This is a genomic window from Saccharothrix hoggarensis, from assembly GCF_052936025.1.
Genome location: NZ_CP193624.1, coordinates 581,709 through 604,343, shown reverse-complemented (window position 1 = coordinate 604,343; position 22,635 = coordinate 581,709). Strand labels below are relative to the sequence as shown.

Below are 22,635 nucleotides of genomic sequence, written 5' to 3'. Positions count from 1 at the left end.
CGACCGGTCAGTTCAGCGCCGCCACCAGGGCCTGGACCGCCGCGGACGGCGTCCGGCGCGGGTCGGTGACGAGGAACAGCGTGCTGTCGGGCAGTTCGCGGACCCGCTGCAGGGTGCCCGCGTCCAGCTGCTCGGCGACCGCGACCCGGGGCAGCACCGTCCACCCGAGACCCGCGACGACGCACGACCGGACGGCCTCGATGCTGCCGAACCGGGTGATGCTGGGGGATGCGGACAGCTCGCGCACGAACCGGTCGCTGTACGAGCAGCCCTCCTCCAGCAGGAAGTACCGCTCGTCCAGCACCACGCCGGGCGCGGACACGAGCTCGATCGGCTCCACGCCGATGGCGGTCACCTTCAGTCCCGGCGCGACGACCGTCTCCTCCAGCACGAGCGCCAGGTCGAGCGTGCCGTTGCGGACGCCGGAGATCGCCTGCCGGGTGCCCGCCGGCGACAGGTGGACGGTGATGCCTGGCCAGCGCATGGCCACGTCCGCGATGCGCTGCGGCAGCCGGTAGGCGCACACCGATTCGGGTGCGGCTATCCGCACGTCGCCCTCCACCGCGGTGCTGCCGCGCACGGCGTCGCGGAGCCGTTGCTCGGCCGACAGCACCTCCCGCGCGTGCTCGACGGCCTGGCGGCCCGCCTCGGTGAGCCGGGCGCCGCTGGGCAGCCGGTCGAACAGGCGCGCGCCGAGGTGCCGTTCCAGGGTCTTGACCTGGCTCGTCACCGTGGATTGCACGAGGTGCAGCTCCGCCGCGGTGGCGGTGAAGCTGCCCGTGCGCGCGAGCACCAGGAGGGTGCGCAGGAGGCGGGTGTCCACCGGATCGACAATACCGATCACAGCGATCGCTGGGAATCGTTGGACTCGATGGCCGGTGGTGGGAGACGCTGTCGGCATGACCGACGTGCTCCGCTACAGCGCCTTCACCACCGACCCCTCGGGCGGCAACCCCGCCGGTGTCGTCCTCGACGCTACCGGGCTCGACGACGCCCGGATGCTGGCCATCGCCGCCGAGGTGGGCTACTCCGAGACCGCGTTCGTCCTCCCCCGCGCCGAGGACGGCGAGTTCGACGTGCGGTACTTCAGCCCGCTGGTGGAGGTGCCGTTCTGCGGCCACGCCACCGTCGCCACGGCCGTCGCGCTCGACCGGCCCGGCACGCTGCGCTTCCACACCCCGGCGGGGCTGGTGGAGATCGCCACGTCACCCGGCCGGGCCAGCCTGACCAGCGTGCCGACGTCCTCCACCCCCGCGACCGACGCGGACGTCGCCGAGGCGCTGCGGGCGCTCGGGTGGTCGGCCGACGACCTCGACCCGCGCTACCCGGCGCACTGGGCGTTCGGCGGCGCGCGGCACCTCGTGCTCGCCGTGCGCACGCGCGAGCGCCTGGCCGCGCTCGACTACGACTTCGACGCGCTCGCCGACCTGCTGCGGGCCCACGACGCGGTGACCGCGCAGCTCGTGCACCAGCGCTCCGAGGACGTGTTCGACGCGCGCGACCCGTTCCCGGTGGGCGGGGTCGTGGAGGACCCGGCGACCGGCGCCGCGGCGGCCGCGTTCGGCGGCTACCTGCGGGCGCTCGGCCTGGTCACCCGGCCCCGCGCGATCACGATCCACCAGGGCGTCGACATGGGCCGGCCCAGCCTGCTGGAGGTCGAGGTGTCGCCGGACGACCCGCGCGTCAAGGTCACCGGCGCGGCCGTGCGGCTCTAGGCGCGTTCCAGCACGACGACGGGGATTTCGCGGTCCGTCTTCGTCGCGTAGTCGTCGTAGGCGGGCCACACCCGCGTCATGAGCTCCCACAGCTCGGCGCGCTCGTCACCGGTCGCGGTGCGGGCCTTGGCGGTGAACACGTCCGCGCCGACCTGCACCTCGGCCGTGTTGTTTACGGCCAGGTTGCGGTACCACGCGGGGTGCTCGGGCGCGCCGCCGTGCGAGGCGACGACGACGTACGCGTCACCGCGGGGCTGGTAGATCAACGCGGTCCGGCGGGGTCGGCCGGACTTGCGGCCGGTCGTGGTCAGCAGGAGCGTGAAGACGCCCGGCCGCCACTCGTGGCCTTCCCGTCCGCCCGACTCGACGTACTTGCGGATGTGCTCCTGCACCCAGCCGACGGGGCTGTCCACTACTGACATGCCCCGACGCTACCGAGGCTGACGGGCCTCGGCATGGCGGCGGGGCCGCCGGTCGCTACTCCGCAGTCACGACCGGCGGCCCCGAACGGGGTGGGGACGTCCGCCTCGCACCCCCTGGCCCGTCACCGCTGCTCCCCGGCGCCTCCCGACTCATCCGCCCGCGTAAGCGGTGTTCGGGTCGCTCGACCACGTCTGTGGAGACGTGGTGTGGGACGGGACGGCCAAAGCCCTTGCCTGGACTTTTCTAGTAGATCTGGCTCGTGCGGCGCATCTGTTCTCCTCGTGGCGTCGGTACTTCGCCAACTATGGCGGGCGTGGAGGCTGGCGGCTCATACGAAAGGGGGATAGAAGAGCGTTATGCCCGAGCTCGAACTGCGTCACCTGCGCGCGGTCTGCGCGATCGCCGAAGAAGGCAGCCTCACGAAGGCCGCCTCCCGCCTGGGGCTCACCCAGCCCGCGATGAGCGCCCAGCTGCGGACGGTCGAGCGGATCGTCGGCGGCCGGTTGTTCGACCGCACGCCCGGCGGTTCCGTGCCCACCGACCTCGGCAGGCAGGTCGTCGGCACGGCCCGGCTGGTGCTGGACGAGGTCGAGCAGCTCGTGTCGCTGGCGCGCGAGCGGACCAGGGACCGCGCCGGCGCGCCGGGACCGCTGCTCGTGGGCGGCGTGCCGACGTTGTTCTTCGGGCACTTCGTGGAGGAGCTGCGCCGGGTGATCCCCTGCTCGGAGGTCCGCACGGAGATCATGCCGGGCGCATCGGACCTGCTGGAGCTGCTGGTGTCCGGCCAGGTGCACCTGGGCGTGCTGGACCGGTTCGAGGGGCTGGACCGGCGGGAGCTGCGCGGGCTGGAGGTGCGGCGGCTGGTCAGCGAGCCGCAGTTCGTGGCGCTGCCCGAGTCGGACCCGCTGGCCGGGCAGGACGACGTGGACCTGGCGCAGCTCGCCGACCGGGACTGGGTCGCGCCGCCGGACGAGTTCGTCGGCAACCGCATCCAGATCTTCACGGTGTGCGCGGAGGCCGGGTTCACGCCCCGGTTCAGCCACCACGTCAACGAGGCCAGCACCGCCCGCAGCCTGGTCGCGAACGGCGCGGTGTCGTTCGCGCTGCCCCAGTCCCGCGGCGGCGACGGGATCGTGATCCGGCCGCTGCGCGGCTCGCCGCTGATGGTCGACCTGCTGCTGGCGACCCGCCGCGAGGGGCCCGCCGCCGGGCGGGCGCACGACGTGTTCGCCGCCGCGGCCAGGGCCTACCGCAAGGTGCTCCCCCGCAACCCCGGCTACGCCAGGTGGTGGGAGGAGCACCCCGAAGCGCACCGCGAGATCGACGCGGCGCTGCTGCTGGCGGGCGACTGACCCGTCGTGGTCAGCCCTTGAGCGCGTCCTCGATGCCCGTGGGCGTGCGGCCGATCAGCTTCTCCAGGTCCGGCCGCACCTCGGCGAGCACGCCGCGGCCGATGTTGACCTCGATGTCGGCCAGCAGCTCCGCCGCGAACCCCGGCAGGCCCAACCCCTCCAGGCCGGCGACGCGCTCCTCCGGCGTCACCCTCTCGTGCGTGGTGCCGGCGAGGGCGGCCAGCTCGTCGAACGTCCACGCGCGGGCGCCGGTCAGCTCGTAGACCGCGTTCTCGTGGCCCTCGCCTGCCAGCACGACGGCGGCGGCCAGCGCCAGGTCGTCGCGGGACGCGGTGGCGATGCGGCCGTCGCCCGCGGCGGTGACGATCGGGCCGGGGCCGTGCGGGAGGAAGTTCTCGTGGTACATCCCGTTGCGCAGGAACGTGAACGGGATGCCGGTCGCGCGGATCGCGTCCTCGGTCTCCTTGTGCACGCGGGCCAGGCCCAGCGGTGACGTGTCGGCGTCGGTGACGGACGTGTAGACGATCCGCCGCACGCCCGCGTCCGCCGCCGCCCGGACGGCCGCGAGGTGCCGCGCGATCCGCACGTCGTCCGGCCCGTCGACGGACACCATTAGGAGCGTCTCCACGCCCGCGAACGCGTCGCCGAGCGGTCCGTCGAAGTCGCCCCGGCGGACCTCGACGCCCAGGCCGGCGGCCTTCTCGGGGTCGCGGACGGACACCGCGACGCAGTCCGCCGGGAGGCGGGTGAGGGTGTGGGCGAGGATTCGGGAGCCGAGCCGGCCGGTCGCGCCGGTGATCAAGGTGGTCATGCGGCCCACGCTAGGTCGAGCACTAACTATTCGTAAGTACCTACCTCGTGGTGGGGTACTTACCGGCCGGGAAGCTCGCAGGTACCGTGCTTGTCATGGAGCAACGAGGTGACGTGTACGACCGCAACTGCCCGTCGCGCGCGATCGTGGACCACGCCACGGGCCACTGGGGCAGCCTGGTGCTCGGCAAGCTCCTCGAAGGCACGATGAGGTTCGGCGAGCTGCGCCGGGCGGTGGCCGGCGTGAGCGAGAAGATGCTCGCCCAGACGTTGCAGGCGCTGGAGCGGGACGGGCTGGTGCACCGCGAGGTGCACCCGGTGATCCCGCCGCACGTCGACTACTCCCTCACCCCGCTGGGAACCCAGGCGGCGGAACGGGTGCGCGGCCTGTTCACGTGGATCGAGGACCACCTGCCGACGCTCTTGGCGGCACAGGCCGCGTACGACACGCGACGAGCGGAGAAAGTGTGACATATCACGTTCACACATCCGAGCTGTACCGATTCGGGCAGCACGAGAATCGGACACACGGCCCTTAACGGGCAGCACAGATCGGATCTTTGACGTCGTCCCGAACCCAACGCCAGGTGAATTCCAGGTGAGGTTTGCCAGAATGGGTGTCATGACGGAGCCCTTCACGGACGATAGTCACCCGGCCGAGCCCTATCCGGGGGCACGGCCGGGACACTGCTTCGTGCACCTCGACGGCTCCGGCTGGCCGGTCACCCCCGACCCGGGCGCCGACTCCGGGTGGCGCGTCGCACCGGACGGGCGGGACCTCGACGACTGGTTGGCGGACCACGGCGAACCGCCCCTGGCGGGCCGGATGCCGGTGCTGGCGTACGGCTCCAACGCCAACCCCGCCAAGGTGACGTGGCTGCGGGACGAACTGGGCCTGGCCGGGCCGGCCGTGGTGCTGCGGGCCCGCTGCACCGGGCTCGCCGCCGTCTGGGCCGCCGGGTTGCGCAAGACCGACGGCCAGCGGCCGGCCACCCTCGCGGCCGCGCCGGGCGTCGAGGAGGAGCACGCGGTGTGGTTCGCCACCGCGGAGCAGCTTCGGGTGCTGGACCGCTGCGAGGGCCGGGGGCTGCGGTACCGGCTGGTCCGGGTGCACACCGGCCGGGTGACCCTGTTCGACGGCGGCGTGGTCGACTCCGTCCTCGCGTACACCGGCGCGGGCACGAGACGGATGCCCCTCCTGGTCAACGGCAAGCCCGTGCGCTGCGCCGACGTGGACCAGCGGGGGGCTCGCCGCATGGGGGGCCGGCCCGCCGACGGCGACGGCCTCGACGTGACGCCGGTGCACGGCGACCCGTCGCCGAACGACTGGCCCGACCGCCTGTTCACCTACGGCACGCTGCAGCCGGGGATGACGGCGTGGCCCCTGGTGGAGCCGTTCGTGACCGGCGACCCCGAGCCCGCCGCGCTGCCCGGCGCGCTGCACGACACCGGCCGCGGCTATCCCGCCCTGCGACCCGGCGACGGACCGGGCGTGCCGGGGCACGTGCTGCGGCTCGAGCACCCCGAGGACGCGCTGCCCGTGCTGGACGAGTACGAGGGCGACGAGTACCGCCGCGTCCGCGTCACGCTGGCGGACGGGCGGATCTGCTGGACCTACGTGTGGACGGCCGGGATCGGCGACATGCCCGTGCTCGCCGGCGGTTGGGCCGAACGCGCGAACGGGGTCGAGAAGCGTCAATGATGCGCCCGATCCGGTGAATCATTGGCCAACCGACCCAACCATCCGGGCCCGGGGTACGTCCTCCTGATAAGGACCACGTATCCGAGCCAGGAGGTGGACATGAGGCGACTCGTGGCGTTCGGCGCCCTCGCGGTCGCGCTCACCGCGTGCGGGAGCCCTCAGCAAGCGGCCGACCAGGCAAGTCTCGCGGTCGAGCCGTCCTCGGAGACCACATCGGCCACCACGTCGGCCCCGGCGTCGCCCTCGGCGTCGCCCCTGCCGCCGTCGACGACGCCCACCGGCGCCGCCGGCGCGTCCGGCCGGTGCAACGCCTCCGTCCTCGCCGGCTCGGTCGAGACGAGCGACGCGGGCGCGGGCAACCGGTACGGCAAGCTCCTCGTGACCAACACCGGCTCGGCGCCGTGCACCCTCAACGGCTACAGCGGCCTGCAACTGCTCGACGGCGCGGGCAACCCGGTGCCGACCGACCTGCGGCGCACCACCGACCCCGGCCCGTCGCCGGTGACCCTCGCCCCCGGCACGATGGCGGCGGCGAACCTGCACTGGACCGTCGTGCCGGCCGGTGACGAGCCGGTGGACCGGCCGTGCCAGGCGGAGGCGACGAGCGCCGCCGCCATCCCGCCCGACGAGACGCAGCCGATGAGCCTGGCGTGGGGCCTCGGCCCGGTGTGCGGCGGGGGGAAGATCGAGATCAGCGCGTTCTACGCTGCCTAGGTGATCGAGTCCAACGTCCCCGGCCACGCCGGGGAACTCGCGGTACGCACCTGGCCCAACCTGGACGCCACCTGGCTCGCCGTCCTCGTGCACGGGTACGGCGAGCACAGCGGCAGATACGGGCACGTCGCGGACGCGCTCGTCGAGGCGGGCGCGCTGGTCGTCGCGGCCGACCACGTCGGTCACGGCCGGTCCGAGGGCGAGCGCGCCCTGATCACCGACTTCGACGGCGTGGTGGCCGACGTGGGCGCGGCGGTCGCGTCGGCGTCGTCCGACCTGCCCACCGTGCTGGTCGGGCACTCGATGGGCGGGCTCGTCGCGGCCCGGTACGCCCAGCTGCACCCGTTGGCCGCGCTGGTCCTGTCCGCGCCGGTGCTCGGCACCTGGCAGGGGCTCGACCTGCTGGGGATGCCGGAGATCCCGGACACGCCGATCGACCCGTCCGTGCTGTCCCGCGACCCGGAGGTCGGCGAGCGGTACGCCGCCGACCCCCTGGTCTGGCACGGGCCGTTCAAGCGGCCGACGCTGGAGGCGCTGGAACGCGCGCTGGACGAGGTCAACTACGGTCCCGCGCTGGAGCACCTGCCGACGTTGTGGCTGCACGGCGACGCCGACGAGCTGGTCCCGCTCGCCGACACCCGCACCGGCACCGACCGGTTGCGCGGCCTGCTGTTCGAGGAGCGCGTCTACCCCGGCGCGCGGCACGAGGTGTTCAACGAGACCAACTCGGCCGAGGTGCTGGCCGACGTGGTCGCCTTCGTCCGCCGGGTGCTGCGCCTGGGCTGAGCGCCGCCGTCACCAGTGCTGGTCGGTGGGGCGGACCAGGATCTCGTTCACCGAGACGTGCTCCGGCTGGGCGACCGCGTACCGGACGGCGTTGGCGACGTCGTCCGGGGTGAGCTGGCGCAGGGAGTTCGCCAGCTGCTCGATGTTCGCCTTGGCGGTCGGGTCGGTGATGTGCTCGCGCAGCTCGGTCTCGACCACGCCGGGTTCGACCACGACGACGCGCACGCCGCGCTGGGTCACCTCCTGGCGCAGGGACTCGCTGAACGCGTTCAGGCCGAACTTGGTGGCGTTGTAGACGGCCGTGCCGCTGCGGACCACGCGCCCCGCGGTGGACGACACCTGCACGATCGTGCCCTTGGCCGCCAACAGGTGCGGCAGGGCGGCGTGCGTCAGGAACATGACGCCCAGCAGGTTCGTCGACACCATGCGGGTCCAGTCGGTGGTGTCCGCGCCCTCGACCGGGCCGAGGAGCATCACGCCCGCGTTGTTGACCAGGACGTCCAGCGCGCCGAACGCCTCGACGGTCCGCGCCACCGCGTCCCGGCACGCCGCCTCGTCGGTGACGTCCAGCTCGACGGCCAGCACGCGGGCGCCGTCCCCGGCGAGCCGTTCCGCCAACGCCGTCAACCGCGCCACGCGCCGGGCGGCGATCACGACGGCCGCGCCCTCCCGCGCCAACGCGACCGCCGTCGCCTCACCGATGCCCGACGAGGCTCCGGTGACCAGCGCGACCTTGCCTTGCAGGTGGTTCGTCATGGGACCACCCAACACGCTGGAGCGTGCTCCAGGTCAAGCGGGAGCCCGATCGGGCGGGGCGGCCGTCGTGCCGCCGCCCCACCCCCGGGTCATCGGTCAGTCGTCGGCGTGGTGGTCATGGCCCTCCTGGTCATGGCCTTCCTGGTCGTGGCTCTCGTGGTGGTCGGCCTCCGCGCTGCTGCCCACCGAACCCGAGAACGCGCCTTCCGGTCCCGAGAAACCCCACTGCTGGCCGTAGTGCGCGCCGTGGGGGTGGGAGAACGAGCCCTGCTGGTAGTAGCCGGCGCCCTGCGGGCCGGCGCCCAGGAACTGCTCGTGGAAGTAGGCGTAGCCGTGACCGGCGCCCGACTCGACGCTGTGGGTCACCGCGCCCTGCGCGGTCGCCGCCGAGTACGACTGCTCGTACTCGACGTCGGCCGAGGCGAGGCCCGCGGCGCCGACGAGGATCGGGAGTGAGACCGCGCCGGCAGCGACGAGTCGGATGATGCTCCGCATGGTGGAACCTCCTTGGGTGGATGGTCATGCACTCACATCGTTACCTCGGCGGACCGCCTTCCCACCGTCACCGACCGCATCGTGTGACCGGGCGTTTGAACCCCCGGAAACTGCCTGATCAGCCACCATCACGAGGGGTGGGCGCAACCCCCTGCTTATGGGTGACATCAGTGGCACCCTCACGCGCCCCACGCGTGTCGTGGACAATTCCGTCGAGATGGTGGGAGAAGACCTCGAGCTGCTGATCACCGCGGTGGTGGCGGCCGACGACGAGCAGCAGGCGCGCGCCGCCTGCGCCGGACTGGTGCGCCAGGTCGGTGGCCGGATCGGTCGCGCGTCGGACTGCTCGGACGAGGAACCCGGCTGCTGGTCGGTCACGATCAGCCTGCTCAGCGGCGAGCGCGCGACGCAGAACGTGGCGGGCGCGTTGGCCAGGGCCGTGCGCACGTTCGTCCGGCAGCTCGGCGACGAGTTCCCGACGCCGCGCGTCGCGTGCGAGCCGCCGACGGCGTGGACCGTGCTGGAGGACCCGGCGTTGCTCGACGGGCTCGTGCCGGGCGCCGAGCGGCTGCTCGTCGAGGCGTGGGCCGGCGGCGACCCGGAGCGCAACGACCCGCACGCCAAGGAACCCGACGACGGCGGTGGCCGGGCCGGCGGGAGCAGGCCCGCCGAGCGCCGTGACGAACGGCCGGACGACGTCGCGGGCGACGTCGAGCCCGTCGCGGGCGCGCCCGACGAGCCGAAACCCGCGCCGGACGCGGACACGCGGCTGCAACTGCGGGTCGACGTCGCCACGGACCGGTCCGCGGGCGCGGAATGGCAAGCGCGGGCGGTAGCCAGCCGGGTCGCCAGAAGTGGCAAGATCACCCGAGTGGCTCCACACGGGCACCTACTGAGCGTGCACATCGATCTCGGGTCGAGTGTCAATTCGCCCACGGTGGCGCTACGCGACGCCGTCACGTCGCTGGGCCGTTCGGGATGGTCGGACGTGGAGTGGTCCGGCGCGTCCGCGACGACCCGCTGGTCAGCGACACCCGTGCCACCGGCGGGGATCGCCGCGTTGGAACTGACCGCGACACCGGCGTCGGCATTCGTGTGGACGGTGCCCGACTGAGATCATCATCGCTGACCCGATCGAGTGGATTCGCAATGCCACCCGGTCAGCCGATCTTGCTTGTGGATCGTCAATCTTTGGGTACTACTTTCAACTATAGGAACGCAAACCGCTTTCCAGGAGGGGTCGGGATCCCACATGGCCAGCATCGAAGAGGTCCGCGCCGCGATCGCTCAGGCCGTCGAGAAGGCGGGGCAGAGCGTGAACGCCCTGCAACAGGCCGCCGACCTGGCCGAGGACGCGCAAGCCCTGCTCAGCACGGCCACCCAGGGCAGCGTCCAAGCCGATGTGGAGCAGGCCAACGCGCGGTTCGCCGAGGTCGTCAGCGGCGTTTCCGACCTGCAGCAACACCTGGGCGCGGGGATCTCCCAGGCCGAGAGCATCAATTCCAGGCTGTGACGTGACGTCGGTAGGCGACATCAAGCTCGCCCTCGAGCAGAGCTGCGAGCTGCTCCGGGACGCCTACCGCAGCGTCCGGGAGGCGCAGGGCGCGCTGGACGAGGCGGTCGACATCCTGGTCGAGGCGAGCGCGAACCACCCGGAGTCCCTGGTGCCCGCCGGGTTCCTCAAGGCCGGTGAGAGGTTCGCCGACGAGCTCGAACTGATCGTCGGCAGCCTCGACCTGGTCCAACGCCTAGCCGTGGAGCTGTGACGTGAGCAGGCGTGACGAGCGCCGCAAGAGGATCGAAGGGTCCTTCGAGGAGTTCCGCAGGGCGGTCGCCGCGGCGCTGGGCAACGCGTCGCGCGAGCACCGCCTGCTCGCCGACGAACGCGCCCGCGACATGTTCGAGGTGATGCTGCGGGGCGACGGCGTCGACCGGGCGCTGACCGACCCGCTGCTCGCCGACGCGCTGGGCAACCCGCTGTTCACGCAACAGGTCGCCCGCGCGTTGATCGACCGCGTGGAGGCGTTCCGCGAGTGGTCCGAACGCGGGCCGGACCAGCTGACCGCGCTGGTGAACGCCGTCGCCGAGGGTCCGGCGTCGTGGCCGCACGAGGCGTGGCTCGGCACACCCGGCACCGCGGACGGCGGCGAGGGCGTGCCCGAGCTGTGGCGCATCGGCACGGGCGTGGTGGGCAGCGCGCCCGAGCCGCAGCACTTCCCGGTGGCCGTGCCGCTGCTGGACCACGCCCACCTGCACGTCTCCTCGACGTACGAGAGCAGGCCCGCGGCCGAGGGGCTGGTCGAGAACCTGCTCCTGCGGCTGCTCAGCCACTTCCAGCCCGGTCTGGTGCACGTCCACGTGTGGGACGTCAGCCAGCTCACCGGCGCCCTGCCCGGCCTGTACCCGCTGACCCGCGCCGGTCTGCTGACCGTGCACGACCCGGCCCGGCTGCACGAGCTGCTGGACGAGCTGTCCGACCACATCCGCCGGGTGCACACCGGCGTGCTCGTGGAGGGCCACCAGTCGGTGCGGGCGGCGGGCGGGCGGCGCACCGAGCCGTGGCGGGTGGCGGTGCTGTTCGGCAACCGGCAGGTGCTGAAGGAAGAGCACCAGCAACAGCTGCAACGGGTGGCGCGCAACGGTTTGGCGGCCGGCATCCAGCTGTTCATCGTGGACATCCCGGTCACCGTGAACTCGCCGATCGAGACCGTCGCCATCGCCGCCGACCAGACGGCGACGTGCACCATGACCGGCAAGCACGTCACGGTCACGCTCGACCCGCCGTTCCCCCGCGCCCTCGTGCCCCGCGCCTGCGCGGCGATCGCGGACAAGCGGGAGGAGCGCCGCAACCGGCTCAGCACGTTCGCCGACCTGCTGCCGGAGCACCTGTGGCAGGAGAACTCGTCGGCGGGCGTCGTCGCCCCGGTCGGGTTCCTGGAGGGCGAGCCGGTGCACGTGGGGCTGGGCGACACGTCCCCGCACGCGCTGATCGGCGGTCCGAGCGGTTCGGGCAAGACGAACTTCCTGTACGCCATGCTCGGCAGCCTCGCCGCCCGGTACGCGCCGGACGAGCTGGAGCTGTACCTGCTGGACTTCAAGGAGGGCGTGTCGTTCGCGCAGTTCGCGCCGGGCCGCAAGGACCCGACGTGGCTGCCGCACGCCCGGCTGGTCGGCGTGAACGTCAACACCGACCGCGAGTTCGGCGTGGCGCTGCTCGCGTTCCTGGCCGACGAGATGCGCCGGCGCGCGGACGCGGCCAAGCGGCACGAGGTCACCAAGCTGGAGCAGCTGCGCGAGGAGGACCCGCACGGCCACTGGCCGCGGATCGTGGCCGTGATCGACGAGTTCCAGTACCTGTTCGGCGAACGCGACCAGGTGACCGCGCAGGCCACGCAGCTGCTGGAGGACGTGGCCCGGCGCGGCCGGTCGCAGGGCATCCACCTGGTGCTGTCCAGCCAGGACGTGTCGGGCATCGAGGGCTTCTGGGGCAAGTCGGCGATCTTCGAGCAGTTCACCGTGCGGATCGCGCTGCCGAAGGCGCGGCGGGTGCTGGCCGAGCCGCAGAACGACGCCGCGGTGGAGCTGCCGCGCTGGCACGCCGTGGTCAACCACGAGTCGGGCGTGCGGCCGGGCAACGAGGTCGCGCGCATCCCCGACGCCACCACCAGGGGCACGTTCGACGCGCTGCAGGCCGAGCTGCACCGCCGCCGGCCGTCCGACCTGGCCGAGCCGATCCTGTTCGACGGCAGCAAGGTGCCCGCGCTGCGGGCGTTGCCGGACTACCAGGCGCTCCGGCCCGGTGACGGCAGCCCGACCGTGCTGCTGGGGCAGGTGATCGACGTGGCGGGCAGCGCGGCCAAGGTGCGGTTCGCCCGCACCCCCGGACGCAACATCGCCGTGCTCGGGTCGCTCGCCGACGACGCGGCGGACGTGCTCGGCGGGGCGGCGCTGTCGCTGGCCCGCCAGCACGAGCCCGCCGACGCGGTGTTCACCCTCGCGTGCCTGGCGGAGGACGCCTCGCCGCACGCGGAGAAGCTGGCCAAGCAGCTGCGCAACGCGGGCCACGAGGTGGCCGAGGTCGGCCTGGACGGCATCCGGGCGCTGGTCGAGCGGGTGTCCGGCGAGATCACCGACCACATGACGGGTGCGGCGACCGCGCCGCCACGACCCCACTACGTGGTGGTCTACGCGGTGGACGCGGCGCACACCCTGTTGGAGGCCAAGAACGACAAGCGGGTCTCCGGCGTGGACAACCTGCGCACCGTGCTGAAGCACGGACCGGAGAACCGCACCCACGTGCTGGGCTGGTGGCGGGGCGTGCAGCGGTTGAAGAACAGCCTGTCGCCGGGCGTCTACGACGACATCGGCGCGTGGATCGCGTTCGACGTCCAGGGCAAGGAGCTGCTGTCGTTCGGACCGGAGCAGGTGATGGCGTGGTCGCCGCGACCGCGCCGCGGCCTGTTCTTCGACCGGTTCGAGCACTCGCGGCCGCAGGTCGTCATCCCGTTCGACACCGGGGAGGAACCATGATCAGCCACGCCTCAGTGGTGCCCGCGCAGCGCACGGGCGGGCACGGCGCGCCGGAGGTCGAGGCGTTGTCGGCGGTCGAGCGGTACAAGGAGATCGTCGCGCTGGCCGGCGAGTCGGTCGACCGGATGCGCGCCGCCGACCGGGCGCGGGTGCGGGAGCTGCTGGAACGGCTGGCCGCGTCGCAGGACCGGATGGCCGAGGTCATCGAGCAGGAGCAGGTCGTCAAGCTGATCGTGGCGGTGCACTGGGAGGCCGCGGTCGAGCTGCTGTGGGACGAGCGGTGGATGACGATGACGCCGGTCCCCGGCCCGGACGAGACCGTGCCGCCGCGCGACCAGCGCGAGTACAACACCGCGATGGACCTGGCCTACCAGGCGTTGGAGGAGTCGCTGCAGAAGCGGACCTTGTTGCGCCGCAAGGGTTCCTAGCGGTCGGTGGGTGGGTCAGAAGCCCCAGGAGACGGCGACGGTGTCGAAGTCCAGTTCGGCGCCGGCGCGCCGGTAGGTGGCCAGGGCGGCGGTGTTGTCCTTCTCGGTGCCGGTCCACGCGCCGGTGCAGCCCCGCTCCCGCGCCAGCGCGATCAGGTGCTCGATGAGGGCCGTGGCGATGCCCCGCCGCTGGTGGGCCTCGTCCACGCCCAGCTCGTACAGGAACATCTCCACCCCCTTGTCGGGGTGGATGGTCTCGACGCCGGACACGAACCCGGCGGGCTCGCCGGCCACGTAGGCGATGAGCAGGTGGTGTCGGTCGTCGGCGAGGAACGCCCTGGTCGCGTCCTCGCGCGGCGGGTCGTCGAACAGGTGCCCGGCGGCCAGCACGGCGTCGAACGACGTGATCCGGCGGATGTCCATGCGGGCGACGGTACGCCTTGGGGATGATGCGGGCATGCGCGTTCTGACGACCCCCGCCGACGTCGCCGCCGCCACCGCCGACCCGCTGGCCCGGTGGGCGGCGCAGGCGCTGTTCCCCGGCCGGGGCGGGGCGGCGTGGGCGCACGGCGAGGCGGTCGCGGTGCTCGCGCCGGCGTTGAACCGGCACGACCGGCTGGTGCTGGTCGGGCCGGTGGACGACGTCGCGGTGCTGCTGCGGGCGCACGTGCGGCCCGGTCTGAGCCCGTTGGTGACGACGGAGGTGGCCGAAGGGCTGGGGTGGCCGGTGCGGGGCACGTTCGGGTGGATGGAGCGCACCGGGGCGCTGGCCGCGCCGGACGGCGTCCGGTGGCTGGCCGAGGACGAGTGGGACGACGTGGAGGCGTTGCTGCGCAAGGCCGCTCCTCACTCGTACGTGTGGCCGGGCGAGCCGGGGCCGGCGCGGTGGGCCGGCGTCCACGCGGACGGGGTGCTGGTGGCGGTCGGCGCGGACGCGTGGTCGGCGCCGGGCGTGGGGACCGGTGTCAGCGGCGGCGGCGGTCTGGTCGGCGGCGGCGGTCTGGTCGGCGGCGGCGGCGGTGGGGTCGGCGGCGGTGGGGGTGGGGTGGGGTTCGTCGGCGGCGTCGCCACCCATCCCGACCACCGCGGCCGGTCGTTGTCCACGATGGTGTGCTCGTTCGTCGTGAGCGCCCTGCTCGCCGAGCACGGCACGTGCGCGTTGATGGTCGACCGGGAGAACGCCGCCGCGATCGCCGTCTACCGGCGGCTGGGCTTCGCCTACCGAAGCGTGACCGCACTGCGGGACGCACCTCACACCTGAATGGCGGACGCGGTGGAACAGCGGCGGGACTTCGTGATGTTGTGATGTGCATGACGCTGCCGAGCACCGCGCGCGAGATCCGCCTCGCGTCCCGCCCCGAGGGCTTCCCGACCGTCGACGACTTCCAGCTCGCCGAGGCGCCCGTGCCGACCATCGGCGACGGGCAGCTGCTCGTCCGCAACATCGTGATGAGCGTGGACCCGTACATGCGCGGCCGGATGAACGTGGGCAAGTCGTACGTCCCGCCGTTCGAGATCGGCAAGGCGCTCGACGGCGGCGCGGTGGGCGAGGTCGTCGCGTCGAACGCGCCCGGCTTCGAGGTCGGCGACACGGTGCTGCACTTCCTGGGCTGGCGCGAGTACGGCGCGGTGGACGCGGCCGACGCGGTGAAGGTCGACCCGGAGGCGGCGCCGGTCAACGCGTACCTGGGCGTGCTCGGGATGCCCGGCATGACGGCGTACGCGGGCCTGCTGGACGTGGCCGCGTTCAAGGAGGGCGACGTGGTGTTCGTGTCCGGCGCGGCGGGCGCGGTCGGGCAGGTCGCGGGGCAGGTCGCCCGGCTGCGCGGCGCGAAGCGGGTCATCGGCAGCGCGGGCAGCGACGAGAAGGTCAAGTACCTGGTGGACGACCTGGGCTTCGACGCGGCGTTCAACTACCGCAACGGCCCGGTCGGCGAGCTGCTGGCGGAGGCCGCGCCGGACGGCATCGACGTGTACTTCGACAACGTGGGCGGCGACCACCTCGAAGCGGCGATCGACTCCCTGACCATGCACGGCCGGGTCGCGCTGTGCGGCGCGATCTCCAACTACAACACCAAGACGCCGTCGGGCGCGCGGAACATCGGCCTCGCCGTGGGCAAGCGGCTGACGCTGCGCGGCTTCCTGGTGCGCGACCACGAGCACCTGCGCGAGCAGTTCGCGCGCGAGGTCGGCGGCTGGATCGCCGAAGGCAAGCTGCGCTACCAGGAGACCGTGACCGAGGGCCTGGACCGGGCGCCGGAGGCGTTCATCGGCATGCTGCGCGGCGAGAACACCGGCAAGGCCCTGGTCAGGCTGTAGGCGCGAAAATCGTTGTGGGACAGGGCCGGCGGTGCGCTAGCGTCGCCGGCATGTGCGCCGCCTCGGCATCGACCCGGTTGCGCCGCGTCTAGCGGCGGCGACCTTCGGTTCGAGTAGAAGCTCCGCCGCTCCAGCGAGTCATCGCCGGGCGGTCACGTCGTGCTGCCCGGTTCGCCTCCCAGCAGCCGCGGAGCCCCAGCAGTGCGCACCCACCACAACGGCCGGCACGAGAACGGCCAGAACTTCCTCACCGACCGCGCCGTCATCGCCGCCGTGGTCGACCTCGTCGGCCGGACCGGCGGGCCGATCGTCGAGATCGGGTCCGGCGGCGGTGCGCTGACGCTGCCCCTAGAGGCCCTCGGCCGGCCGTTGACCGCCGTCGATGTCGACCCGCGCCGGGTCCGCGAGCTGCGGCGGGTCGTCGGCCCCGGCACGTCGGTCGTGGAGGCCGACTTCCTGCGCCACCCGCTGCCCGCCACGCCGCACGTCCTCGTCGGCAACCTGCCGTTCCACCTGACCACGGCGCTGCTGCGGCGGATCGTCCACTCCGACCACTGGACGGACGCCGTGCTGCTGGTCCAGTGGGAGGTCGCCCGGCGGCGGGCGGGCGTGGGCGGCGCGACGATGATGACCGCGCAGTGGTGGCCCTGGTACTCCTTCGCGCTGGTCCGACGCGTGCCGGCGACGGCGTTCCGGCCGCGCCCCGGCGTGGACGGCGGGCTGATGACGGTGACCCGCCGGGCCGACCCGCTCGTGGACGCACGACGGCGGCCGCGGTACCAGGCGTTCGTGCACCGCGTGTTCACCGGGCGCGGGCGGGGCGTGCGGGAGGTCGTGCGGGCCGCCTACCCGTCCGCGCGGATCGCCGACTGGGCCCGGCGGCACGGCGTCACCGACCGGACGTTGCCGCGCGACCTCACCGCCGCGCAGTGGGCGGAGCTGTTCGAGCGGTGCGGCTAGCGGACCCGCCGTCGACGCGGTCGAAGATGCCCCGGATCTCCACGAGCGCGGCTTCCCGGTCGTCCTCGTCGTCGTACCACTCCTCGGCGGCGCGCCGCTCGACCACGGACTCGGGGGTGAACTCGCCACCGAACGCGCAGGCGTCGAGGCAGTACTCGAACCCGGAGTCGACCATCGGGTCCAGGCCCTCGCGCTCGCAGTGGGCGAGGAAGCCCTCGGCCGCCGCCCACCGCTCGCCGTCGTACCAGAACACGCCGCCCGCGTAGTGGATCGAGTCGCCCGTCCCCTCGTCCACGAGGTTGAGCGACTCGTAGTTCTCGGGCCGGTTGCGCACCAGCCGCACCAGGGACTCCGGCACGCCGCGGTACAGCGACTCCTGGAGCGCGTAGTCGCCCTCGGCGTACAGGTTCAGGTCGGACTCGTGGTCGAACGTCAGCAGCAGCGCGCGACCGTCCGGGGTGAAGTACCAGACGGCCGACTGGCCGCCCCCGTCGTTCCACGCGCACCGCTCGGCGCCGTCGACCGTCATCGGCTCCACTTCGGCGATCTCGCCGATGACGGCCGCACGACGGCGCACCTCGGCGAGCGGGGTCGCCGTGAGGGCGGCCCAGGTGTCGTTGCTCATGCGCGCAGGCTACTGACGCGCACCCACAAGAACGGGCGGATCGCGGTCAGACGACCTCTCCGTCGGCCGCGACGACCCGTCCGGCGTGGACGACCAGCGTGCGCGGCGCGCGGTCCATCACGGCGGCGGTCACCGTGTCGCCGGGCACCACCACCAGGTCGGCGGGCGCGCCCTCGGTGAGGCCCGCCGACCGGCCCAGGACGGCCGCGCCGCCGCGGGTGGCGATGTCGACGCACATCTCCACCAGGTCGTCGCGGCGGAACCCGTTGCGGTAGGCCAACTGCCAGGCGCGGTCGAGCATGTCGCCGTTGCCGTAGGGCGACCAGTAGTCGCGGATGCCGTCCTGCCCGAGCCCGAGCCGCACCCCGGCGCGCCGCAACGCCTGCAACGGCAACGGGTCGCGCACGCCCGGCGCGACGGTCGTCACGGCGACGTCGTGCTCCGCCAGCAGGTCCACCAGCTCGCGCTGCCGATCACCGTCCACAGTGGACAGCGCGAACGCGTGGCTGATCGTCACCTGGCCGCGCATGCCGAGCGCGTCGACCCGCTCGCAGATCAGCTCCACCTGGAACGCGCCGAACGACCCGCCGTCGTGCAGGTGCACGTCCACGCCCCGCTGGTGCTTCTCGGCCAGCCCGAACACGACGTCGAGGTGCCGGACGGGGTCGCGGTCGTAGCCCGCCGGGTCGAGCCCGCCGACGAGGTCCGCGCCCGCGCGCAGCGCCGCGTCCAGCAGGTCGGCCGTGCCCTTCTCGCGCAGGATGCCGCACTGCGGGAACGCGACCACCTCGACGTGCGCGCGCCCCGCGTGCTCCTCGCGGGCGGCCAGCACGCCTTCCAGCTTCTCCAGCCCGGAGTCCACGTCGACCTGGGCGTGGCTGCGCACGCGCGTCGCGCCGCCCGCGATCGTGCGGCCGAGCGTGTAGGCGGCGCGCTGGGCGACGGACGCCTCCGCGGACCGCCAGTTGCGCCGGTCGTTGTCGATCAGCCCGGCCAGTCCCGGCCCCGCGGTGTGCGGGCGGAACGGCAGGCCGAGCCGGGTGGAGTCGAGGTGCGCGTGCGCGTCGGTGAACGCGGGCAGCAGCACGCCGCCGCGCCCGTCGACCACCGGCACGTGGGGCGGCGGGTCGAGGTCCGGGGCGATCGACGCGACGAGCCCGCCCTCGCAGAGCACGTCGACGACGGGCGCGTCCGGGCTGGTGGGCCACGGTCGCGCGGAACGGATCAGCAGGTCACCGGTCACCAGGCGACGCTAGCCCGCCCGGCAGGAGCTTGCCAGGGTTGAGCACGCCGGTCGGGTCGAGCGTCCGCTTCACGGACGCCAGCACGTCCAGCCCGAGCGCGCCGACCTCGGCTTCGAGGTACGGCGCGTGGTCCGTGCCGACGGCGTGGTGGTGGCTGATCGTGCCGAGTCCGGTGATGGCCTCGCCGGCGGCGGCCTTCGCGACCTGCCACTGTCCGATCGGGTCGGCGGCGTCGCGCGCGGCGAGGACGGTGAAGTACAGCGACGCGCCCGTTTCGTACGCGTGCGAGACGTGGCACATGACGACGCACTCGCCCAGGGCGTCCACCAGCGCGTCACGCACCGCCGTGCGCAGCTCGGTGAGCCTGGACCAGTGCGTGGCGGTCTCCAGCGTCTCGACGCACACGCCGACCTCCATCAGCGCGTCCCGCTGACGGGGGCCGTTGAACCGGCCGTGCCGCCACGCCTCGCCGAGGACCGTGCCCAGGGACACCACGCGGTGGCCGCGCAACGTCGCCGCGCGCTTGCGCCCGACCGCGGCGGTGTCGGCGCCGTGCCAGCCGAGGATGAGCAGGCACGGCTGCCGCACGCCCCGCGCCCTCAGGTACGCCTTCAGCGCGGCGGTCTTCCAGCCGCCGGACAGCGCCAGCGACACCGCCGTCTCGTCCACATCGGACAGACGCGTCACGTCGGCGAGCACGCCGTCCTGCGCGAGCCGGCGCACCAGCGCGGTGCCGCGCGCCCAGCCGTCCACCACGAAACCCTCGTACCGCTCGACCCGCGGGCGCGGCCGGACGCGGAGCGTCACCTCGGTGATCACGCCGAACGCGCCCTCGCTGCCGACCACGAGGTGGCGCAGGTCCGGCCCGGCGGCGGACGCGGGCGCGCCGCCCAGCCGCCACTCGCCCACCGGCGTGGCCAGCCGCACGCCCTCGACCATGTCCTCGAACCGGCCGTAGCCGGAGGACGCCTGGCCGGCCGAGCGGGTCGCGGCGAACCCGCCGATGGTGGCCCGCTCGTACGACTGCGGGACGTGCCCGGTGGTCAGGCCGTGCGCGGCGAGGAGCCGTTCGGCCTCGGGCGCGGGCAGGCCGGCCTGCAGCACGGCGAGGCGGGACTCCGGGTCGACCGAGACGAGCTTGTCCAGCCGGTTCAGGTCGAGCGCGATCACCGCGGCCTTGTCGCCGCGCAGGGCGGTCACGCCACCGACGACGGACGTGCCGCCGCCGAACGGCACCACGGCGACGTCGTGCTCGACGCACGCCTTCAGCACGTCGGTGACCTGCTCGGGTGACGCGGGCAGCACCACGGCGTCCGGCACGGCCAGCTCGCCGTCACCGCGCTGCCGCAGGAGGTCCAAGTAGGACAGACCGCCGGCGCGGCCCAGCCGGGAGTCGCGGTCGACGCGCACGAAACCGGGTCCGACGACGTCGGCCAGCGCGGCGCGCGCGGCGTCGTCCAACGCGGACTCCGGCACGGCGGGGGCGCGTCCGGGCGTGCGGACGTCACCGAGCCCGATCCGCTCGCGCAGCCACGTGAGGGCGTGCGGCGGGAGGGTGCCCGCGGTGGAGGTCCAGCGGCCCCGGAGGGTGTGGTCGATGCGCTCGGTCACCGCTACAGTGTGACACATGACGTCTCAACGTCACAGTGATGACGCGCTCCTCGACGCGGCCCGCGACTGCGTGGTCGAGGTCGGGGTCCGCCGCACCACGCTGACGGACATCGCCAAACGCGCCGGCGTCAGCCGGATGACCCTCTACCGCCGCTTCCCCGACGTCGGAACCCTGGTCAGGGCCTTGATGACCAGGGAGTTCACCGCGCTGCTCGGGCGCGTCGAGGTGACCGGCGACAACGCGCGGCAGCGGCTCGTCGCGCAGGCCATCGCGGGCATCCGGCTGCTCGCCGCCGACCCGCTGATGCGCCGCGTGCTCGACCTCGACGCCGAGCTGATGCTGCCCTACCTCGTGCAGCGGCTCGGCAGCACGCAGAAGCTCGTCGAGGCGTTCCTGGTGGCCCAGGTCGAGGCCGGGCACGCGGACGGCTCGATCCGCGCCGGTTCCGCGGCCGCGCAGGCCCGGCTCGTGCTGCTGACCACCCAGTCGCTGGTGCTGTCGATCCGGCCCGCGACCACCGACCTGGACTTCGAGGAGCTGCTGGCCGAGCTGGCCGCCTACCTGGACGCGGCGCTCACCGGTCCCGGGAATTCGGGCGGCACGGAATCGGCGCACACGGATTCGGCGCACACGGATTCGGCGCACACTGATTCGGGGCGGACATGAGCACCTCGCACGGCACGTCCCTCAACGCCGCCCGCCGCCGCGCGGACCTGGACCACCTCGCCTCCGCGACGGTCGACCTGCTGGTCGTCGGCGGCGGCGTGACCGGGGCCGGGGTCGCGCTCGACGCGGCCTCGCGCGGCCTGTCCGTGTGCCTGGTGGAGGCGCACGACCTGGCCTTCGGCACGTCCCGCTGGTCGAGCAAGCTCGTCCACGGCGGCCTGCGGTACCTGGCCCAGGGCGAGGTCGGGCTGGCCTACGAGAGCGCGGTCGAGCGGGGCATCCTGATGACCCGCACCGCGCCGCACCTCGTCCGGGCGCTGCCCCAGCTCGTGCCGCTGCACGGCAAGCCGCACGACCCGGTCGTCATGGCGGGCCTGCGCGCGGGTGACGTGCTGCGCCGCCTGGCCCGCACGCCGTCCCGCGTGCTGCCGGGACCGCGCCGCGTGCCCGCCGCCGAGGCGCTGGCCCTCGCGCCCGGCCTGCGCCGGTCCGACCTGCGCGGCGGGCTGCTGAGCTTCGACGGCCAGCTCGTGGACGACGCCCGGCTCGTCGTCGCCCTCGCCCGCACCGCCGCCGGGTTCGGCGCGCGGATCGTCACCCGGGCCAGGGCGACGGCCCTGACCGGGCACGGCGCGCGGGTCGTCGACGGGCTGACCGGCACGTCGCTGGACGTGCGGGCGCGGGCCGTGGTGAACGCGGCCGGCGTGTGGGCGGGCGAGCTGGTGGACGTGAAGCTGCGGCCGTCGCGGGGTTCGCACCTCGTGCTGGCCGCGTCGACGCTGGGGTTGGGCGGCACGGCGCTCACCGTCCCGGTGCCGGGCGCGCGCAACCGGTACGCCCTGCTGCTGCCGCAACGCGACGACCGCGTCTACACCGGACTGACCGACGAACCCGTTGACGGGCCGATCCCGGACGTCCCGACCGTGCCCCAGTCCGATGTGGACTTCCTGCTGGGCGTGGCGTCGTCGGTGCTGGAGCGACCGGTGACGCCGGCGGACGTCCTCGGCGCGTTCGCCGGCCTGCGGCCCCTGCTGGACACGAGCAGCGGGCCGAGCGCCGACCTCTCCCGCCGGCACGCCGTGCTGACCGCGGACGGCGTCACGACCGTCGTCGGCGGCAAGCTCACCACGTACCGGCGGATGGCCGCGGACGCCGTGGACGCCACCGGCCTCACCACCGCCCGCTCGCGGACGGCCGACCTGCCGCTGGTGGGCGCGGGACCGCCGACCGGGCCGGCCCGGCTCGTCCCCCGCTACGGCGCGGAGGCCGCGCGGGTGGCCGAGGTCGGCGAGGTGGCCTGGGCCGTCCGCCACGAGGGCGCGCTCGACGCGGACGACGTGCTGGACCGGCGCACGCGCATCGGTCTCGTCCCCGCCGACCGGGCCGCGGCCGAACCCGCGATCGCCCACCAGGTGGCGGAGGAGCTGGCCGCGCTCACCTGAGGCACGTAGGCACGTAGGCACGGAAAAGGGGGACCTCCCGAGCGGGAGGTCCCCCT

Annotated in this window: 25 protein-coding genes; 16 read left to right on the top strand and 9 right to left on the bottom strand. The window is 73.6% G+C overall.

Annotation, left to right across the window (positions count from 1 at the left end; all coding sequences use genetic code 11):
- Nucleotides 1-7: 7 nt before the first annotated feature.
- Nucleotides 8-823, bottom strand: a complete 816-nt coding sequence (locus ACRAKH_RS03055) for a LysR family transcriptional regulator (protein ID WP_380725129.1) — start codon at nucleotides 821-823, stop codon at nucleotides 8-10.
- A gap of 76 nt (nucleotides 824-899) precedes the next feature.
- On the opposite strand from ACRAKH_RS03055, the gene ACRAKH_RS03050 reads away from it, so the two are divergent.
- Complete coding sequence (locus tag ACRAKH_RS03050; protein ID WP_380725127.1) at nucleotides 900-1,715, top strand: PhzF family phenazine biosynthesis protein; 816 nt, start codon at nucleotides 900-902, stop codon at nucleotides 1,713-1,715.
- On the opposite strand, the gene ACRAKH_RS03045 is transcribed toward ACRAKH_RS03050, so the two are convergent.
- A complete protein-coding gene (locus ACRAKH_RS03045) occupies nucleotides 1,712-2,137 on the bottom strand; it encodes a nitroreductase family deazaflavin-dependent oxidoreductase (protein ID WP_380725125.1) in 426 nt (141 codons plus the stop codon). The genes ACRAKH_RS03050 and ACRAKH_RS03045 overlap by 4 nt on opposite strands.
- Nucleotides 2,138-2,494: 357 nt before the next feature.
- Between ACRAKH_RS03045 and ACRAKH_RS03040 the strand changes: the two genes are divergently transcribed.
- On the top strand, nucleotides 2,495-3,490 hold the full coding sequence (locus ACRAKH_RS03040) for a LysR family transcriptional regulator (protein WP_380725123.1): 996 nt from the start codon (nucleotides 2,495-2,497) through the stop codon (nucleotides 3,488-3,490).
- A 10-nt stretch (nucleotides 3,491-3,500) separates the two neighbouring features.
- Here ACRAKH_RS03040 and ACRAKH_RS03035 read toward each other — a convergent pair whose 3' ends face one another.
- Nucleotides 3,501-4,301, bottom strand: a complete 801-nt coding sequence (locus tag ACRAKH_RS03035; protein WP_380725121.1) for an NAD(P)H-binding protein — start codon at nucleotides 4,299-4,301, stop codon at nucleotides 3,501-3,503.
- Between the two features lie 95 nt (nucleotides 4,302-4,396).
- On the opposite strand from ACRAKH_RS03035, the gene ACRAKH_RS03030 reads away from it, so the two are divergent.
- The 4 genes from ACRAKH_RS03030 (at nucleotide 4,397) to ACRAKH_RS03015 (ending at nucleotide 7,502) form a co-directional block, all read left to right on the top strand.
- On the top strand, nucleotides 4,397-4,771 hold the full coding sequence (locus ACRAKH_RS03030; RefSeq protein ID WP_380725119.1) for a winged helix-turn-helix transcriptional regulator: 375 nt from the start codon (nucleotides 4,397-4,399) through the stop codon (nucleotides 4,769-4,771).
- Nucleotides 4,772-4,922: 151 nt separating this feature from the next.
- The gene (locus tag ACRAKH_RS03025) at nucleotides 4,923-6,002 is read left to right on the top strand and encodes a gamma-glutamylcyclotransferase (protein ID WP_380725117.1); all 1,080 of its coding nucleotides are present in this window, start codon (nucleotides 4,923-4,925) and stop codon (nucleotides 6,000-6,002) included.
- Nucleotides 6,003-6,101: 99 nt separating this feature from the next.
- Entirely contained in the window at nucleotides 6,102-6,716 is a 615-nt protein-coding gene (locus tag ACRAKH_RS03020; RefSeq protein ID WP_380725115.1) for a DUF4232 domain-containing protein, read from the top strand.
- Nucleotides 6,717-7,502: an alpha/beta fold hydrolase gene (locus tag ACRAKH_RS03015; RefSeq protein ID WP_380725113.1), complete on the top strand. Its 786-nt coding sequence runs from the start codon at nucleotides 6,717-6,719 to the stop codon at nucleotides 7,500-7,502.
- Nucleotides 7,503-7,511: 9 nt separating this feature from the next.
- On the opposite strand, the gene ACRAKH_RS03010 is transcribed toward ACRAKH_RS03015, so the two are convergent.
- Entirely contained in the window at nucleotides 7,512-8,258 is a 747-nt protein-coding gene (locus tag ACRAKH_RS03010; RefSeq protein ID WP_380725111.1) for an SDR family NAD(P)-dependent oxidoreductase, read from the bottom strand.
- A 96-nt stretch (nucleotides 8,259-8,354) separates the two neighbouring features.
- Nucleotides 8,355-8,753, bottom strand: coding sequence for a hypothetical protein (locus ACRAKH_RS03005; RefSeq protein WP_380725109.1), 399 nt, complete (start codon nucleotides 8,751-8,753; stop codon nucleotides 8,355-8,357).
- 220 nt (nucleotides 8,754-8,973) lie between these two features.
- Between ACRAKH_RS03005 and ACRAKH_RS03000 the strand changes: the two genes are divergently transcribed.
- From ACRAKH_RS03000 to ACRAKH_RS02980, 5 genes are all read left to right on the top strand, one after another.
- Nucleotides 8,974-9,867, top strand: coding sequence for a hypothetical protein (locus ACRAKH_RS03000; RefSeq protein WP_380725107.1), 894 nt, complete (start codon nucleotides 8,974-8,976; stop codon nucleotides 9,865-9,867).
- A gap of 138 nt (nucleotides 9,868-10,005) precedes the next feature.
- A complete protein-coding gene (locus ACRAKH_RS02995) occupies nucleotides 10,006-10,266 on the top strand; it encodes a hypothetical protein (protein WP_033441123.1) in 261 nt (86 codons plus the stop codon).
- 1 nt (nucleotide 10,267) lies between these two features.
- The gene (locus ACRAKH_RS02990) at nucleotides 10,268-10,519 is read left to right on the top strand and encodes a hypothetical protein (RefSeq protein WP_380725105.1); all 252 of its coding nucleotides are present in this window, start codon (nucleotides 10,268-10,270) and stop codon (nucleotides 10,517-10,519) included.
- 1 nt (nucleotide 10,520) lies between these two features.
- Nucleotides 10,521-13,283 (top strand): FtsK/SpoIIIE domain-containing protein, encoded by a 2,763-nt coding sequence (locus ACRAKH_RS02985; protein WP_380725103.1) that lies wholly within the window; start codon nucleotides 10,521-10,523, stop codon nucleotides 13,281-13,283.
- Nucleotides 13,280-13,711, top strand: a complete 432-nt coding sequence (locus ACRAKH_RS02980) for a hypothetical protein (RefSeq protein ID WP_380725101.1) — start codon at nucleotides 13,280-13,282, stop codon at nucleotides 13,709-13,711. Before ACRAKH_RS02985 ends, ACRAKH_RS02980 begins: the two co-directional genes overlap by 4 nt.
- 15 nt (nucleotides 13,712-13,726) lie before the next feature.
- Here the strand turns inward: ACRAKH_RS02980 and ACRAKH_RS02975 are convergent, their stop codons facing one another.
- Nucleotides 13,727-14,134, bottom strand: coding sequence for a GNAT family N-acetyltransferase (locus ACRAKH_RS02975; protein WP_380725099.1), 408 nt, complete (start codon nucleotides 14,132-14,134; stop codon nucleotides 13,727-13,729).
- Between the two features lie 34 nt (nucleotides 14,135-14,168).
- On the opposite strand from ACRAKH_RS02975, the gene ACRAKH_RS02970 reads away from it, so the two are divergent.
- From ACRAKH_RS02970 to erm, 3 genes are all read left to right on the top strand, one after another.
- Nucleotides 14,169-14,972, top strand: coding sequence for a GNAT family N-acetyltransferase (locus tag ACRAKH_RS02970; protein ID WP_447009607.1), 804 nt, complete (start codon nucleotides 14,169-14,171; stop codon nucleotides 14,970-14,972).
- 50 nt (nucleotides 14,973-15,022) lie between these two features.
- The gene (locus ACRAKH_RS02965; RefSeq protein WP_380729418.1) at nucleotides 15,023-16,030 is read left to right on the top strand and encodes an NADP-dependent oxidoreductase; all 1,008 of its coding nucleotides are present in this window, start codon (nucleotides 15,023-15,025) and stop codon (nucleotides 16,028-16,030) included.
- Between the two features lie 201 nt (nucleotides 16,031-16,231).
- On the top strand, nucleotides 16,232-16,990 hold the full coding sequence (gene erm / locus ACRAKH_RS02960; protein WP_380729420.1) for a 23S ribosomal RNA methyltransferase Erm: 759 nt from the start codon (nucleotides 16,232-16,234) through the stop codon (nucleotides 16,988-16,990).
- Here erm and ACRAKH_RS02955 read toward each other — a convergent pair.
- Genes ACRAKH_RS02955 through ACRAKH_RS02945 form a run of 3 tightly spaced genes read right to left on the bottom strand, consistent with a single transcriptional unit; the run spans nucleotide 16,947 to nucleotide 20,470 of the window.
- Entirely contained in the window at nucleotides 16,947-17,615 is a 669-nt protein-coding gene (locus ACRAKH_RS02955; RefSeq protein ID WP_380729422.1) for a hypothetical protein, read from the bottom strand. The two genes, erm and ACRAKH_RS02955, sit on opposite strands and share 44 nt — an antisense overlap.
- A gap of 46 nt (nucleotides 17,616-17,661) precedes the next feature.
- Complete coding sequence (locus ACRAKH_RS02950; protein WP_380729424.1) at nucleotides 17,662-18,858, bottom strand: amidohydrolase; 1,197 nt, start codon at nucleotides 18,856-18,858, stop codon at nucleotides 17,662-17,664.
- Nucleotides 18,848-20,470, bottom strand: a complete 1,623-nt coding sequence (locus ACRAKH_RS02945; protein ID WP_380729426.1) for an FAD-binding oxidoreductase — start codon at nucleotides 20,468-20,470, stop codon at nucleotides 18,848-18,850. Before ACRAKH_RS02945 ends, ACRAKH_RS02950 begins: the two co-directional genes overlap by 11 nt.
- A 16-nt stretch (nucleotides 20,471-20,486) precedes the next feature.
- Between ACRAKH_RS02945 and ACRAKH_RS02940 the strand changes: the two genes are divergently transcribed.
- Both ACRAKH_RS02940 and ACRAKH_RS02935 read left to right on the top strand, forming a co-directional pair.
- The gene (locus tag ACRAKH_RS02940) at nucleotides 20,487-21,137 is read left to right on the top strand and encodes a TetR/AcrR family transcriptional regulator (protein WP_380729428.1); all 651 of its coding nucleotides are present in this window, start codon (nucleotides 20,487-20,489) and stop codon (nucleotides 21,135-21,137) included.
- Entirely contained in the window at nucleotides 21,134-22,579 is a 1,446-nt protein-coding gene (locus ACRAKH_RS02935) for a glycerol-3-phosphate dehydrogenase/oxidase (RefSeq protein WP_447009606.1), read from the top strand. Before ACRAKH_RS02940 ends, ACRAKH_RS02935 begins: the two co-directional genes overlap by 4 nt.
- Nucleotides 22,580-22,635: the final 56 nt, after the last annotated feature.